This is a genomic window from Paenibacillus sp. PCH8, assembly GCF_002968835.1.
Taxonomy (GTDB): Bacteria; Bacillota; Bacilli; order Paenibacillales; family Paenibacillaceae; genus Paenibacillus.
In genome coordinates this window covers 569,236-585,588 of record NZ_PKQK01000001.1, presented here as the reverse complement: position 1 = coordinate 585,588, position 16,353 = coordinate 569,236, and the positions used below count along the sequence as shown (strand labels likewise).

At 39.7% G+C, this 16,353-nt stretch carries 10 protein-coding genes and 2 pseudogenes; 10 read left to right on the top strand and 2 right to left on the bottom strand.

The genetic code is table 11. The annotated features are described in order from the left end of the window. Positions 1 to 444: 444 nt before the first annotated feature. The 3 genes and pseudogenes from C0Q44_RS30675 to C0Q44_RS02450 form a co-directional block, all read left to right on the top strand. Positions 445 to 4,932 (top strand): annotated as a pseudogene (locus C0Q44_RS30675) (DNRLRE domain-containing protein); the annotation flags it as partial. A 198-nt stretch (positions 4,933 to 5,130) separates the two neighbouring features. After that, a pseudogene (locus C0Q44_RS31405) lies at positions 5,131 to 5,342 on the top strand (toxin C-terminal domain-containing protein); the annotation flags it as partial. A gap of 5 nt (positions 5,343 to 5,347) precedes the next feature. Continuing rightward, complete coding sequence (locus C0Q44_RS02450) at positions 5,348 to 5,860, top strand: hypothetical protein (protein ID WP_105405904.1); 513 nt, start codon at positions 5,348 to 5,350, stop codon at positions 5,858 to 5,860. Between the two features lie 814 nt (positions 5,861 to 6,674). Here C0Q44_RS02450 and C0Q44_RS02445 read toward each other — a convergent pair. Then, the gene (locus C0Q44_RS02445; RefSeq protein ID WP_105405903.1) at positions 6,675 to 7,559 is read right to left on the bottom strand and encodes a LysR family transcriptional regulator; all 885 of its coding nucleotides are present in this window, start codon (positions 7,557 to 7,559) and stop codon (positions 6,675 to 6,677) included. A 313-nt stretch (positions 7,560 to 7,872) separates the two neighbouring features. Between C0Q44_RS02445 and C0Q44_RS02440 the strand changes: the two genes are divergently transcribed. Both C0Q44_RS02440 and C0Q44_RS02435 read left to right on the top strand, forming a co-directional pair. Continuing rightward, positions 7,873 to 8,238: a YbaK/EbsC family protein gene (locus C0Q44_RS02440; protein ID WP_258166138.1), complete on the top strand. Its 366-nt coding sequence runs from the start codon at positions 7,873 to 7,875 to the stop codon at positions 8,236 to 8,238. A gap of 21 nt (positions 8,239 to 8,259) precedes the next feature. After that, positions 8,260 to 9,150: a DMT family transporter gene (locus tag C0Q44_RS02435; RefSeq protein WP_105405902.1), complete on the top strand. Its 891-nt coding sequence runs from the start codon at positions 8,260 to 8,262 to the stop codon at positions 9,148 to 9,150. Positions 9,151 to 9,160: 10 nt separating this feature from the next. Here the strand turns inward: C0Q44_RS02435 and C0Q44_RS02430 are convergent, their stop codons facing one another. Further along, the gene (locus tag C0Q44_RS02430) at positions 9,161 to 9,604 is read right to left on the bottom strand and encodes a DMT family transporter (RefSeq protein WP_181150822.1); all 444 of its coding nucleotides are present in this window, start codon (positions 9,602 to 9,604) and stop codon (positions 9,161 to 9,163) included. A gap of 259 nt (positions 9,605 to 9,863) precedes the next feature. Between C0Q44_RS02430 and C0Q44_RS02425 the strand changes: the two genes are divergently transcribed. The 5 genes from C0Q44_RS02425 to C0Q44_RS02405 all read left to right on the top strand — a co-directional run bounded on the left by C0Q44_RS02425 (position 9,864) and on the right by C0Q44_RS02405 (position 16,276). After that, on the top strand, positions 9,864 to 10,286 hold the full coding sequence (locus tag C0Q44_RS02425) for a hypothetical protein (RefSeq protein WP_105405900.1): 423 nt from the start codon (positions 9,864 to 9,866) through the stop codon (positions 10,284 to 10,286). A 310-nt stretch (positions 10,287 to 10,596) separates the two neighbouring features. Further along, a complete protein-coding gene (locus tag C0Q44_RS02420) occupies positions 10,597 to 10,821 on the top strand; it encodes a Rossmann-fold NAD(P)-binding domain-containing protein (protein ID WP_105405899.1) in 225 nt (74 codons plus the stop codon). 1,373 nt (positions 10,822 to 12,194) lie between these two features. Next, positions 12,195 to 13,616: a ribosomal protection-like ABC-F family protein gene (gene abc-f / locus C0Q44_RS02415; RefSeq protein ID WP_105405898.1), complete on the top strand. Its 1,422-nt coding sequence runs from the start codon at positions 12,195 to 12,197 to the stop codon at positions 13,614 to 13,616. A gap of 61 nt (positions 13,617 to 13,677) precedes the next feature. Next, the gene (locus C0Q44_RS02410) at positions 13,678 to 14,898 is read left to right on the top strand and encodes an MFS transporter (protein ID WP_105405897.1); all 1,221 of its coding nucleotides are present in this window, start codon (positions 13,678 to 13,680) and stop codon (positions 14,896 to 14,898) included. Between the two features lie 493 nt (positions 14,899 to 15,391). Then, the gene (locus C0Q44_RS02405; RefSeq protein ID WP_105405896.1) at positions 15,392 to 16,276 is read left to right on the top strand and encodes an aminoglycoside phosphotransferase family protein; all 885 of its coding nucleotides are present in this window, start codon (positions 15,392 to 15,394) and stop codon (positions 16,274 to 16,276) included. Positions 16,277 to 16,353: the final 77 nt, after the last annotated feature.

Here is a 16,353-nt window from a genome sequence, read left to right as displayed (position 1 = left end):
AACACGGTTGCTGTAATGAACAAACGAAATATGGGTGCTGAAACTGATGTTGAGGGCGTGAACTTGTACCGCGATATCCGTGAGGGGGCATTTAACTGTCGCTCGTCTCCTCATTAATTCATTAAGCTAACGGGAAACGATAATTCAATAATAGTAAGACAGCAGCTGACCATCGTGATCGGCTGTTTTGTTCAAGTAAATTTATTATATTCAAAATAAATCGAAAATTATATGCGGGTACAATTATAAGCCAATAATTGTCGAGGCAAGAACATAGTGCGATTTTCGATTAGGCATTTATCTAATCCATATAGAGTGGAGTATAGGCCAAGGTGCAAAAATATTTGATGAACGGTTAACATTAGTAAATTTTTCATTTAGAAAATATTCCAAGTATATGGTATAACTCTTCTTGCTGTAAAAAAATAGACAAGGGGATACAACATGAAAAAGAAAAACAAATTTTGGAATAAGGTAACTAGCTTAATTATTGCTGGTTCCTTAATTTCTACATCATCGCTCAATAATACCACTGCTTGGGGGAGCCCCTCAGCCGAAAGATCATCGCTCCAAGAAAGCAACATTTCCATCGATTCTAAATTGTTGTCCAACAACACCCCAAAAGAGATCGCTTCGCTTCGAAGTGAGAAATCGAAGACATTCGCAAATGAGAACGGAACGTTCACAACTCAAATTTCTGAAACTCCGATTCACTATCAAGATTCCTCAAATCAAGAGTGGAAGCCGATTGATAACCGTTTAAACACGACGAGTCAAACAGCTTACAATAATGATCATGAATTCAAAGTAGAAATGAACAAGAAACATTCTGTTTCTGATGATTTGGTAGAGATCAAAGAGGATAAATTCAGCATTGGCTTAAACCCCATATCGGAAACAAATACGGTAACAACCACACAAAGCATTTCTAGTACAAAAGCTACCGGAATTGTTAAGGATAATGTAATGACGTATAAGGGGATTTATCCCGATACTGATCTAGTCTATACCCTGGGAAACGACAGACTCAAAGAAGAGCTTAAACTCAGCAAAAAGCCGATAGGCAAAAAGTCAGTGATTTACTCCTTTGCTTTAACCCTAGGTAATCTGGATTATCACCAAGAACAGGATGGCTCCGTTTCCTTGGTTAACCCATCTACTGGCGATATTGAATATATCATTGATAAACCGTTGATGTATGACTCTTTTATACCTGAAGGCTATCAGCAGGTAGAGGGAGTTAATGCTTACCCCGAAGAATCTCTTTCCTACGATATTCACTATGAATTGAAAGAGAAAAAAGGACAGTTATACATTGACGTCATTCCCAGTCTTGCATGGCTTAATGATGCGTCACGTGTATACCCAGTCACCATCGATCCGACCATTGTTAAATTTCAACCGACATACCGCTTAGCGGACACCAATATACGTAGTGCTTTTCCCAAACAAACTGGAGCAACCGACACGACACTAGGTGTAGGTCTATATAAAGACGCTACTAGCTCTAATGTCATCCGTTCCCTCATTCAGTTTGACACATCGACGATCCCACAGGGGGCAAAGGTGTTAACGGCTGACTTGAACCTTTGGTTAGCATCCGTTTCAAATAACACCAATGTAGATATCACATTAAATAGTGTCAATAAAGCATGGACGGAATACTCTGCATCCTGGATGTATGCAGATGCTACGAACTTGTGGAGTAAACAGGGTGGAGATTTCAATGCTTCGCAGGTGGCTACAACTGCAGTCGGACCTTTAACCTCACTTTCTGCAAACTATAAGTGGTCCTTGCCTGCCAATATGTTAGAAAAGTGGATAAATGACCCGACAACAAATAAAGGTTTTATGTTGAAAAGCAATTCAGAAACAACAAATAGCTATAAAAAGTTTATCTCCGGTGATGACACGACCAATCCGGATTACACCCCGCTTTTAAGCGTGACATACGCCTCTGCTAGCCGACTTGGTCTTAAAGATTATTGGACGTATGATAGTCATCCGATAGCTAACGGAACAAGCTACACCAATTTGGGCACGGGGAACAATATCATCCAGTTCAATGATTATTCCTTAACGGGTAGAGGAGACACCTCCGTAGACTTTATACGGACATATAACTCTAAATCTAGCGAATCTGCACCCTTTGGATATGGATGGTCTTATACAGGTGGAGAAACCATCGTAGATGCTTACAAAACCGGAGACGTATTATTTACAGACCACACTGGATCTGCTTATGAATTTAAATATAACGCATCAAACAATACGTATACGCCTTCAGCGGGCGAACATCTGACACTAAATAAGGTGAAAAGTAGCGCAGGGGCAACGACTGGTTATGAGTTAATTGACAAACATGGATACCTGATGCATTTTGATACGGTTTCTAATGATGATCAAGTAAGTATCACCCAGGCAAAACTCAGTTATGAACAAGATATGCATGGAAACCGGATTTACTATAAAAGGAATGAGAACGGAGTACTAACAGATATTGAAGACCCATCTGGACGTACCGTTTCATTTGTATATACTACAGATGGGTTTGTTGATTATGCCATGCTTGAAGGGCGTAAGACGGATTATACCTACCAAAATGGAAAGCTAGTCACTGTAGATCAGTATAGTGAGGATGGTACTTACAGTCGAACTCAGTTTAGTTATGGCGGCAATTACATTAAAACTATCTTTGACCCGAATGATCGATTAACCACTTATACCTATGATCAAGAGTACTTGGTTAAAGTGCAGGAACCTTCAACGATTTCGGTTACAGATGCAAGTGATCGGCCGGCAACCCAGTACAAATATGACACCACTGCTCGTACAGCAGACGTAACAAATCCAAATGGCCATACGACAAACTATACGCTGAACTCTAACTTCGTGGCAGAGAAAATCCAAAATGCCACGGGTGAGATTACCCAGTATGTCCTAGATGCAAACTACAATGTCAAGAAAGTAACCAATCCAGATGGAACTGTTGCTGAGCAGACATATGATAGTAAAGGTAATGTTCTGACTCAAATCGATGAAGTTGGAAATGTTACGACATACGAGTACAATGACCTGAACCACGTTGTCAAAGAAATTGACCCTAGACAAAATGTGACTAATTACTCGTACACCGCAACTGGAGATTTGGAAACCATCGTGGATGCGAAGCAAAAGGTTACGCGTTATGAATATGACACCTATGGAAACTTAAAAAAGACGACGTATCCAGACCAATCGATAGAAACGTACAGCTACGACGATAAAGGTAACGATATCAAATCAGTAATAGATGCAGCAGGAAACACAACAACAGTGACAACAGATACTATTGGGAATATGATCGCAAATACCGACGGAAATAACAATCGTACCGATTACCATTATGATAAGTTAAATCGTCTGAAAGCTGTAATTGATCCGAAGCGACAAGAGACAACGTATGAGTATGATACAGCCGGAAACTTGACTAAAACGATTAATCCAAAACAGGCTGTAGTTCAGTATGAGTACAATGGGCAAAATCAGTTAATGAAAAAGACAGATGCCATTGGAAATGTGACCGATAACAAATATGATTCAAATGGCAACCAAATTGAGACCACGACTCCTAATGGGAACACAATCTCTACGACATTCACAACTTTGGATCAACTCAAAACTATAAGTATAGACGGGCAACAAAAGTGGGCTTATGAATATGATGAAAATGGTTTACTTGTCAATGTAAACAATGGTGCCCGTTCCTTTACGTATAAGTCTGATGGACTACCTGAAACTGAGGTAGATAGAGGACATCAAAAGTCGTATAAGTATAATGCGAATAGCTGGCTCCAAGAGCTCTCTTATACAACTGGTGCACATTCGTCTACTGTAAGTTATGATTACACCGAGTTAGATCAAGTGAAAAGTATTACCAAAGATAATCAAAGCCTCATTTCATATCAGTACAATGATATGGATGCAATGGAACAAGCCGATCGAGCAAACGGAATTGTAACCAAGGCTGACTACGATACTGGGGAACAGTTGCGCACTTATGGTGATTACTCTAGCACAGGAAGTGTAATTCGCGAGTACGACTACACGTATGACTCCAATGAGAATGTAAAAACAATTCATTCGGAATTAGGTGATACAACCTATGAGTACGATGCGCTTAACCAACTCGAACAAGAAACTCTACCTGATGGGACGACGATTAAATACAGGTATGACGATGTAGGTAATCGGACACAAAAAGTAGTCGTCACTAATGGGCAAGAGCAAACTACTGTATACGAGCATAATAACGCCAACCAATTAACTACTGTTAATGGACAAAATTATCAGTATGACAATAATGGCAACCTATTAAATGATGGTAAACAAACGTATATATATGATGCACTGGATCAATTAATTGAAGTGCAAGATCAATCTGGTCAGAGAATACAACACTATAGTTATGATGAGCAAGGGCGACGTATCCAGTCCATTGACCAGTGGGGAACGACGAATTTCTTCTATGAAGGCGATGAAGTCATCTATGAAACGGATGGAAATAACAAAACACTTCGAGAGTATACGTGGGACGACAGTGGAAGTCCGGTAACATTAACTAAAGATGGTCAAGTATTTTACTATCATTTAAATGGCCACGGAGATGTCGTCAGCTTAACAGACCTCGACGGCAAAGAAGTAGCTCATTATGAATATGACGCCTGGGGAAATATTGTTAATCAAAACGGACCTCTTGCGGATGAAAACCCATACCGTTATGCTAGCTACAGATACAATGCAGAGACTGGCTTATATTATCTGATGTCCAGAAACTATAACCCGCAAATCGGTTCCTTTATTTCATTGGACTCTGAACAGGATTTGGATCTGGATAATCCACTAAATCGAAATGGGTACAGCTATGCATTAAACAATCCTGTTACATTTGTCGATGATGACGGAAATAACCCGTTTATAATATTTATAATTGTAGTTGTTGTTAAAGTCGTCGCCAAGAAAGTAATAAAAGCCGTAGTAAAAAAAGCAGCTAAAAAGGCAGCTACAAAAGCAATTAAGAACTCTACTTCTAGCAAGAATAAGCTGAAGTTGAATTTGCAGCAGTTTGCCCGAAGTATGAATACTAAAGAAGCTACAGCTGCGGCAAAAGAACTTGGATACACTAAGACAAAATTTACATCTCATGAACAACCTGTCTTTAAAAAGGGGAATAAATACATTACCCCTGATGTTGATGGTCATAACGGGGGATTTGGAAAATGGCTAGTTCAGTGAAAAATTTAGGAAGTAAGCGTACCAGAAAGGGTACTTATGATAAAAATTTAAATAGGATTGGAGATTAAAAAGAATGCATTGTTGGAGAGTTACAAAGTATAACCCCGTTTATCGTGATAATGAAGGAAACTTTAAAAAAGAAGATTGGACATCATATTATGATATCGGGAAAGTTTATGGAGGAAAAGAATTCACACTGTCAGACTATCTATCTTTTGAGAGTAGATATATTGATGCAATAGTAACTCTAATGCAATGTATGAATGTTTCTTCGTTTAAAATTACAAACGTAGAAAAATACGATGATAATGTTACTCAGAATCTGTCTATATCGAGTAACATGGCTGATTTGTTTGCAACCGTAAAAGATGGTGATACCATTGATAACTCAAATTTATCCGATATATGTAAACTAATTCTCCGAGAACATTTATGGGGGAAACTGTCCGTGTCATCCATGTATGTTCATTTCGGTAATGACTACTATATGTACATTGGACTACAAGAAGAATGTGTGGAAAAACTAAATGAAATCAGGAATTCAGGGTTGTTTGTTGAAACATATACTTCCCCATATCAAAGCTAGATTGATAATGTATAAGTCGATATGACGCCGGACAAGAACATTGTTCCATTCAAAGTCGCAATTTTAGCGGTTTTTCGAATTATCAGGTCAGCCAGTAAATACTGGTTGGCCTTTTTTTATATTCGTTTAACGGTTGGGCAAGCAGAAAGATCGTAGCGGTGAGGAAAGGGAAACGAATATTTAAAAAATCCGATCTCATGTCGAGGGACAAAAACATGGTCCCATTGAAGTCGCTATTTAAGCGGCTTTTTTATTTTATCGGTACAAGTTCGTGTCCCGAGCCAAGGACAAGAACTTGTACCGATTGCCGGAATGGACAAGAACATAGTCCGATTACCGATTAGATGGATATCTAAATGAAAAGCAATGTAATTAAAACCTCAATAAGCAGCATTATACAGGACAGTTTTCGCATTTCGATTAAATGAAGATCTGAGTAGAAGTGCTGTGTCTCTTATGGATGACAGAAACAATGAATGCTGTTTTATAGTCAAAGAAACCAGCTTCAATAATCGGAAGTACTTCAATTGGAAAATGTGATCTCATTTGAATTAGATAAAACAAACTCATAAAAGCACTTTATCAAAGAAGTGGAGGATGGTGGATGTGTCTTTTGGCTCGAAGAATGAAAACATATGCCGAGATCGTACTTAGTGCTGATCCTGTCATTGTTGAGGTACCGATTAGGCATATACCTAATCGGTATTTTGCCGTATTTCATTAAGCTAACGGGCAGGTTAGTGAATGACTTTTATAAAGAATTTCATTTTCTTCAAAACGGCGAGGGACCGACGTTCTTAAACTCTTAATGTGATTAGGATTTCTCAGTAATAGTCCTGTACTGTAGATAATCTAAAAACCGTTTGACCGCGAGAGATGTGGAATTTTTATCTTTCATTGCAAGGCCAATCTTACGGTAGGCTGGGAACTCAAGTTCTTTTACAACAATACGATAGGGGATACGTTTTAAAATAAGCTCAGGCAGAATACTGATCCCTAACCCACTTTCCACCATCGACATGATGGCATAATCATCCCATGTTGTAAAATGAACTTTTGGTGTAACATTACATCGCTCAAATATTTCTGAAATTTCGGCTTTTGCGCCTTTTTCTAAAAGCATAAACGGATCTTCACCTAATGCTTTGACAGGAAAACGATCACAGCCAGCGAGTGAGTGGTTTTCCGGCAGGATCACTAGCAACTTGTCTTCCTCTAGAAAAGTCGTATCAAGCTTGGTTTGTGTGGGGAGCCTTAGAAAGCCGCAATCCACACGACCTTCCAAAATCCAGCTTTCAATCTCCGTATAATCGCCCAGTAAAAGTTCATAGTCAATGTTCGGGTATTCTTTTTGAAATGCTTTTATAATATTGGGAAGCCAATGCGTAGCTACACTTGAAAAGGTTCCAATCCGTATAATCCCAGATTGGAGTCCATGTAGTTCGTCAATTTGGGATTGCAGCTTCTCATATTCATTACACACACTTTTCGCATAAGGAAGTACTTTAAGGCCCTCAGAAGTCAGACGTACGCCAGAGCGATCTCGTTCTAGAAGAGTTATCCTCCATTCTGATTCTAAATCGTTAATCATTCGGCTGATCCCCGATTGTGAATAATTCAACATTTCGGCTGCTTTGGTAAAGCTCCCGTATTCAACTGTTTTAATTAAGGCCAAATATTTCTGAATGTTCTTATCCATTTAATTATTCTCCTCTTTGCATCTGATTTCCTCATGATAACTATGATAAACAGTCGCTTTTGTAATATCAAAAACGATGATACACTTTTATTCAAACGAACACAAATGTAAAAAATCTAAAAAATGAAAGGATATTATACATGTTTTTTATAAGTAATATTCTAATATCAACGCCGGAGAATTATCTGACACAACTACAAGAAAGAACTTATGGAACATTAATAAAACTACAAATCCCTTTTGAACGTGTAAAACAGATGAAGCAATCTCTATGGAGGATTGTATTGAAATTAATCAAAAACTTAATGTGAATATGGTGAAGACACTCTTTCTCTGTAATAGGCAACAAACCCAATTTTATTTACTTATTACTACAGCTGATAAGCAATTTAAAGCTAAAGACTTTAGTAATCAACTTGGCATTTCTCGTGTGAAATTTGCATCGGCTGATCAGCTGGAACGTTTGCTAGGTGTAAAAATCGGTGCTGTAACTATTTTTGGTGTCTTATTGGATAAAGACCAAGTTATACAAGTTGTATTTGACGAAGAAGTAGTGGTCCAAGAATGGTACGGATGCAGTGTCGGGACAACGACAGGTTATATGAAAATTAGAACCTCGGATGTAATCCATAAATTTCTGCCTTACACTGATCATCTACCAAAAATGATTCAAATTTAAGAAAGTGAAGCGAAAAAACAAATGAAAGAAAAAATTTATTTCCTCATATCGATGATTATCTTTGGTGCAGTTGGCGTGTTCGCAAAATATATCGATTTGTCTTCAAGTAAGATTGCGTTATTTTTAAGCTTAGTTGGTGCCCTATTTCTTTTGATCATTTTAGTTTGTACGAAGCAGAAAATGTCATGGCAAAAAGTGAAAAAAAATGCTGTTGCTCTAGTCTTTGCGAGTATGGCCTTGAGTGGAAACTGGATTTTTCTTTTCCAAGCGTATAAGGAGACTACCATTGCTAATGCGGCATTGAGTTATTATTTTGCACCTGTTTTAGTTGTACTACTCTCCCCTTTGGTTTTGAAAGAAAAGATGTCCTACAAAAAGGCAATATGTATTGTCATTGCTCTACTTGGGCTGTTCCTCATTTTGCAAAACGGAAGGATTCAGACAAATGGTCATCATCTCCTCGGTATCGGTTATGGATTAGTGGCTGCTGGTTTCTATACCGGATTGACCCTGATTAACAAATTCATTCGTGGTCTAGACGGGTTAGCAAATACGCTTTTGCAGCTAGGACTATCAGTTATCATGTTAATTCCATTTGTGTTGATTACAGAGGGTAGCGCTGTTCATTCGTTCGATAGCAACACAGTTATATTAATGCTTGTATTAGGTATCTTTCATGGTGGAGTTGGTTTTTATCTTTTTTTTGCCGGAATGAGAGGACTAAATGGCCAGAGCATCGCTGTATTGAGTTATGTTGATCCACTAACTTCTCTTTTTATTTCAACCCTAATTATTGGAGAGAAGATGGCTTTTCAGCAGCTGGTCGGCGCTGTCTTGCTACTGTGCTCAATCTGGATAGGAGAAGCTGGTGATAAAAAAAAGAAAATTAATCATCAAATTGATTATGAATAATAGTGAACCGCTACCCGAAATCTGGTTCTTTACTTTGAAATAAGAAATAAAAGCCAACAATTGAAATCAGGGATCCAATCCATGCACGACTTGATACTTTCTCTTTTAAGACAATGGGGATGCACAACAAAATAAATATCGGAATCAAAGCTGAAATCATACCAGCCCTTGATGCACTGACTAGTGTTAATCCCTCATAAGTAAGCGTCGAGAAAACGAAGATACCTATAAAACCAAGTAAGGAAAACTCCTTCCATTTCGAAAATAACGGAAGCTTCTGTTTACTTGCACGTATCATACCAAATAAAATGAGGGCTGAAATTGCCCAACGAATAGTGTTCAGCAACGTTGGAGGCAGCGCCGGGGAGAGATATCGACCACAGATGTAGTTTCCCGACCAGAATAAGGTCGCAACGATTAAAAGTAGAAGTCCTTTTTTGCTATTGTTGAGCATAGAAATCATCCTTACTGCTAACCGGGATACCCGGTTCATTCTTATTTTCCAGATGTGCACAGTTACTTCAAAGTCAGATTATTTCGCTTTTAATATCTACCTCCGCCACGTGGTAATTAATGAGATAGAAGTCTGGGGAGCTGAAGCTCCACGGATGAAACATTATATAATAAGCCTTAGTTTATTTAGCAAGATGTCCAAGCACACTAGTAGATTATGAATATACTATCCTATCTCAACGATTAGGAGGTAGATTTTAATGACAACTTTTCTTGATGCAAGAACATCACAGAACGCAAGTTTTGCTAACTCTATTGCAGTACCCATTTTCGTTCTTAATACCCCTCAGTTATTTGGTCAAATTGGTCTGCAAACAGCAGGAGCAGGAGCAAACCTAAGAGTTCAATTAAAAGGAACCGTTTCAGTACAATTACCGTTGGCTCTTGCTGGTATTACAATTACAATTGTAAGAGGTACGGCGCCTACCGATCCGCTTATCTACTCAGCAACATCCACATTTAATTTGAGTGTACTTGCTCCACAAGTAATTACGTTCTCTGCCGATGACTTCAACCCACCAGCTTTGCCTCAATTGACGTACACTGCATTCATTAGCTCCAACATACTTGGTACCGTTCGTGTAGGTCCGGAGAACTTTGATGGACTTGTAGTTTCAGATTAATAAGAATCATGCACAGATGTTAAGCTTTGTGCGTAAGATATAGAGGACACCTCTCTACCCACCAGTATTAAGCTGGTGGGCTTTTTTGTTCAAGTTATAAATTGTATTCACAGCTCCCCAGCTATGGCATATCATATTAATGTAGACCATGAGTCTACCTCTATTGGGTAACTTAGCCCGCCATGTTCAGACAATGGCGGGCGGTTCTTATTGTGTAAAAATAAATATAAGGATTAGGTTATTAATCGCGAATAATGCTACTAGAGAAAATGCGCAATCAAGATGACCAACCTCGTTAAGAAGATTTCAGATGGCATATTTCTCCGAACCAATTTCCTGGGATGGTTCATCGTTGCTTCGGGCAGACCGGGTCATTTCCGATTATGTGGGTATCTCTGGTGAAATGGAGAACTTCGCTTCTCATTACAATAAAAACCAACCTAGCGATCCGATGAAACTGGCAGAAACCATTGTCAAGTTGACGAATGCAGAACAACCTCCGGTCCATCTGCTCCTGGGTAATGATGCTCTCTAAGCGTATAGAGAAAAAAACAAACGTCTGGAACAAGAAATAACTGCATGCCACGACGTCACTACAAGCACGGACCATGATGATGTAGCAGGATCGGTACTTGGAATGTCCAGTGGAGTGCTAGTGGGACGTGACGTTCCCGGTGGGATTATAGGCAATATTATCGCTTAGGGGCCATTGTTGTAGTATTTATTCTGTACGCTATCCTTCGCGGAACTCGACGAAGCTGAAGATTATATTCGTTTATTGAAGAAAGACATGTTTATGGCCAATAGTTGGTCATAAACATGTCTTTTGGTTTTTTATAGGGAATATGTCGCTTTTGAACTCATCAATGTTTTATAGGATAATGAAGAGAAGATTTGAAGTAAAGGGTAATTAAGTTCATTTCAGAGCAGCTTTATCTACTTTGTCTAAATAAATTTAGTCTACGACGTCCTGATATTCAGCAAAAAGGTGGGATCCAGATGGATGGACGAATCCAACATAATTGCCAATTTTCCAGAACGATACACCCTAAAAATAGATTCCAAAAAGAGCACTTGAGAATCATTTTCTTCTGGCGATTTATGCATTAATATCGGTAGAGGGGGAAGCTTGGGGATATTCTCAAAAATGCGGGGTTTGCTTCTCGTAGCTACCCACGTTTTAGAGTATGTAAAACCCCAGTTGCTTGAGAAGATTTGCTACGCCTCGCTTTAAGTATGATTTCGTAAACTCCCGTTCAATCAAAACTGTTACCATTAAGCTAACGGGCAGTTATGCTCAGCGTAACCTTAGAGTAAATGAAGAGTACATTTTATCATCGAGGGAGGTACTATGTTATGTTCCTCTTCTTGGTGCTTAGGACTCATTAGTGGATTATTCTAATTTCCATTCCAGAGGTTGTATTAACACTGGTACCACTTGGATAACACGTGATAAAAATTTGAAGTTAAACAAGCGGGATACGAATATTGACAGTTGTAGCAGTCGATGTTAAGATACGGCTATAAAAATTGAGGAGGATTGCGATCTATGGTTCCACGTATTTGGTAAGCATGCGATAAAAAATCTGATTTCCACTAAATGTGGGCTTTTTTTGCGCTGCTTATTTTTACGTATGAGGACATCGATTGCGATCTGTACGGTTTTTTACTGTGCCTTGTTTCGCTCTTCCCTATTGCGTAATTCATGCAGACCCAAGCCCCTATGTGGACTTGGGTCTGTTTTGTTTTTTTTAATAAGTTTGGCTATGTAACAATTCAAGTAGAAAAGGAGCCATAACGATGCGAGGCATACACTTGTACTTCTTTATTTAATCCTCTCTATGTAAATCGCGGGTCAGCCTGCGAACGGAAAAAACGGAAACTGCGATTTTCGAAGGAGGATTAAGTATGTTATTGATAAAAGCGAAGGATATTTATGTGGAATTTTTAGGACACGGCGTGCTTGATATCGAGCAGTTGGAGTTATATGAGTTTGATCGAATCGGTCTGATTGGAGCCAACGGAGCTGGAAAAAGTACGTTGCTCAAGGCGTTACTAGGCAAAATCCCTTTGCAGCATGGCAAGATTGCAAGGAAGGGGGCGTTTACCTATATCCCTCAATTGGAAGAGGCGGTTACCCAAAATCAGGTACATGTGGAGACAATGAGCGGCGGGGAAGAGACGCGGTTAAAAATTGCGCAAGCGCTGTCGGGAGAGGTGCATGGCATTTTTGCCGACGAACCGACATCCCATCTGGATCGTGAAGGCATCAACTTCCTCGTAAACCGGCTTAAACATTATTCGGGGGCGTTGCTCATTATTAGTCATGACCGTTACTTCCTAGACCAGGTCATAGATAAGATCTGGGAGCTGAAAGAAGGGAAGATCACCGAATATTGGGGTAGTTATACCGACTATTTAGCCCAGAAAGAAGAAGAACGAAAAAGCCAGGCTGCCGAATATAAACAATATGTAGTCGAACGTGAACGGCTGGAACAGGCTATTGAGGAGAAGAAAAGTCAGGCCAGGAAGCTTGATCAAAAGGCAAAAGGAGCAGACAGAAAAAACAGTACGGATGGTGGCGGACGCCTTGGGCATCAGAAATCCCAAGGCAGCAAGCAGCAGAAGCTTCATAACGCAGCCAAAAGTATGGAACGGCGAATCAAAGCGCTTGGAGAAGTCACTGCGCCTGAAGCCATACGAAGCGTTCAATTCCGGCAGAGCAAAGCGCTGGAATTGCACAATCCATTTCCGGTTGTGGGAAACGAAATCAGTAAATGGTTCGGAGACAAGTTGATATTCGACAATGTGTCCTTCCAGTTCCCACTCGGTGGCAAGATTGCGATAACCGGTGCTAATGGGGGTGGAAAAACCACTTTGTTCAACATGATTCGCGATCGGGAGTGTGGTATTACGTTATCGCCCAAAGCGGAAATCGGCTATTTTGTCCAAACCGGTTACAAGTTTGCTCGGAATCAGAACGTAATGGCATTCATGCAGGATAACTGTGAATACCAGGTTTCGGACATTCGGGCGGTGCTCGCATCCATGGGGTTCACGCATCATGACATTCGCAAAGATCTATCGGTATTAAGCGGCGGCGAAATCATAAAGCTACAGTTAGCCAAATTGTTGCTTGGACGCTATAATATCCTGCTTCTGGATGAACCAAGTAACTTTTTGGATATTTCCGCCGTGGAAGCTCTTGAGACAATGATGCGAAATTACCTAGGCACCATCGTATTTATATCACACGATGCTTATCTGCTCGGGAGTGTCGCCGATCAGGTATATGATGTGAGTGATGGCCGAATTGTACGATTGAAGTAATGTATAGTAAGGCGATGTGAAAGAACCATCAAATAAACGAAATTAGGGAGTAAAAGACTTCATGTATATGCAATGGAAAAAGACGTTCATATTAATCTTCAGCGGGCAAATTTTTTCGATTCTAACATCTTCTATGGTTCAGTTTTCAATCATTTGGCATTTGACTGAGACGACGGGGTCGGCTACCGTGTTGATGATTGCAGGTCTTGTCGGGTTCCTGCCGCAAGCGCTCATGGGCCCATTCATTGGCGTCTGGCTTGATCGATGGAATCGTAAGCTCACTATGATCGTTTCTGACAGCGTTATTGCGTTTTCCAGTTTGGTTTTAGGTGCCTATTACTTATGGGGTGAACCAAGTTTATGGACCGTTTATGCAATACTATTTATTCGATCAACAGCCTCCTCCTTCCATGCCCCTTCATTCCAAGCTGCGATCCCTTTAATCGCGCCGGAAGAACAATTAACCAAGGTGGCTGGCTGGAATCAGTTAGTGTTCTCCGCTTCCAGCGTACTCGGACCAGCGCTCGGAATAGCAGTATACTCGGCTACTTCACTAGGAACGGTATTGCTTTTAGATGTGGTTGGTGCATTAATCGCTAATCTCATGCTTCTATTTGTCAATATTCATCAACCGAAGCCGGAAATCGTACAAACGTCTTCGTTCCGTAAGGAATTTACTTTCGGTTGGAAAGCGTTCCTTTCTGTAAAGTCTATTGTCACAATTACGATTGCAATGGCAATCTTTAGTGTTGTTTTTATGCCTCTGGCGATGCTCTTTCCCTTGATGACGTTGTCTCACTTCGGTCGAGGAGGTTACAGCGCCAGCTTGATTGAGGCAGTATTCGGAATTGGTATGATCTTTGGTGGCGTACTGTTGTCGGTTCTTGCTTCTAAGTGGAAAGATACCACATACATGTGTCTGAGCTTGGTTTCGATTGGGATCACCTGCGTCCTGAACGGGCTAGTAGGGAGCGATGCGTTCCTTGCTTTCATCGTCTTATCCTTCTTTATGGGTATGGCGGCGCCTTTGTTCAACGGTCCTTACATGGCTATGATCCAGAAGTCTTACGAGCCTGAAATATTGGGGCGTGTACTCTCATTTGTCACGAGTATTGGACTGTTGTCTTCCCCGATCGGGCTCGCGTTGGCGGGACCGGTTGCCGACCGATTCGGAGTTCAAGTTTGGTTTTTCTGGTCGGGGATTGTTGTGGCCTTAATCGGAATTTTTATATTTGTCAAGTTTCATGGTACAGGTAAAGAAAAGCAACACATTGGTCATTAATCGAATGAGTGTTTTTTTTTCGAATTATGGTGGGCGTGGGCAGGCTGTTTGCACCGAACACAGTGACCCGTGGATAGAGCAAGAAGCGAGTTGATTAAAGAAGGGGTAACCTCCCCTACCTTTTTATATTACTAGAAACAATTTGTTGAGCTAACGGGAAACGTTAGCTCAACAAAACTGAGAAGGCATCAAAGTGATCATCTGCTGTTTTCAACTAGCGGACGGACAATAGGAGCGTTGCAGAAATGCTGACGCTCCTTTTTTGTATACCTTTACAGAAAGTAGAGAACACGAAAATTATATTAGGATGATGAGCTCCTCATTAAGCTAACGTGCAGGATAGTGGAATAAGAAGTTCTTGTAATAGTAAGTATATGGTACATTAAATGTAATCAAATTAAAGGGGTTGATAAGGATGCGTTTATCAAATAAATTTGTGACTGTATCTGGGTTTTGGGTGATGAATAAATAAGATTAAAGGGAGAAATTATAAATGATAAAAATTGATGTAGATTTAGTTTCAAAGTTAATAAATAGCCAATTTCCAGAGTGGACTGATTTTGAAGTTAAGCCTGTTAAAAAAAGTGGAAATGATAATAAAACTTTTCACTTAGGCAACAGTATGAGCGTTAGGTTACCAAGTGATGAAGCCTATGTACCCCAAGTTGAAAAAGAACAAAAATGGTTACCCATTTTAGCCAGGCAACTTTCTACACAAATATCTGAACCATTAGCTAAAGGAGAACCAAGTGAGGATTACCCACACCCTTGGTCAGTCAACAAATGGTTGGATGGAGAGACATTAACTTTAGAAAATATAGATGATTCAAATCAATTTGCAAATGATTTGGGAGAATTTTTAGTTGAATTACAATCTATTGACGCCAGTGAAGGTCCCTTAGCTGGCGAACATAATTTTTATAGAGGCGGAGATATTGTTGTATACGATTATGAGTGTAGAGATGCCATTAATAATAATGTAAATACTTTTAACAAACACCTATTGGAAGAAATCTGGGAATTGGCATTAACTTCAAAGTGGGCTGGTGAACCAGTTTGGGTCCACGGTGACATAGCCCCAGGAAATATATTAATTGAAAATGGTAAATTGTGTGCGGTTATTGATTTTGGGATATTGGGGGTAGGAGACCCTTCTTGCGATGCTGCAATGGCATGGACTTTTTTTGATGATAGTAGCAGAAAGTCATTTAAGAATGCATTGAATTTTGATGCAGAAACTTGGAATAGAGCAAGAGGTTGGGCTTTATGGAAGGCTTTAATAACCTACAACTATAATAAACAATCTAACAAAGCAGTTGCAGATGAACAATATAATATTATAGAAGTAATCATTAATGATTACGAAAGTGAAAGATAAAGGCATTAAAATAGAATTTTTAATTGCACTGAAGGGTGCGTTAATGGAGCTGTCTTTAAGGCAGCTTTTTCTTATGC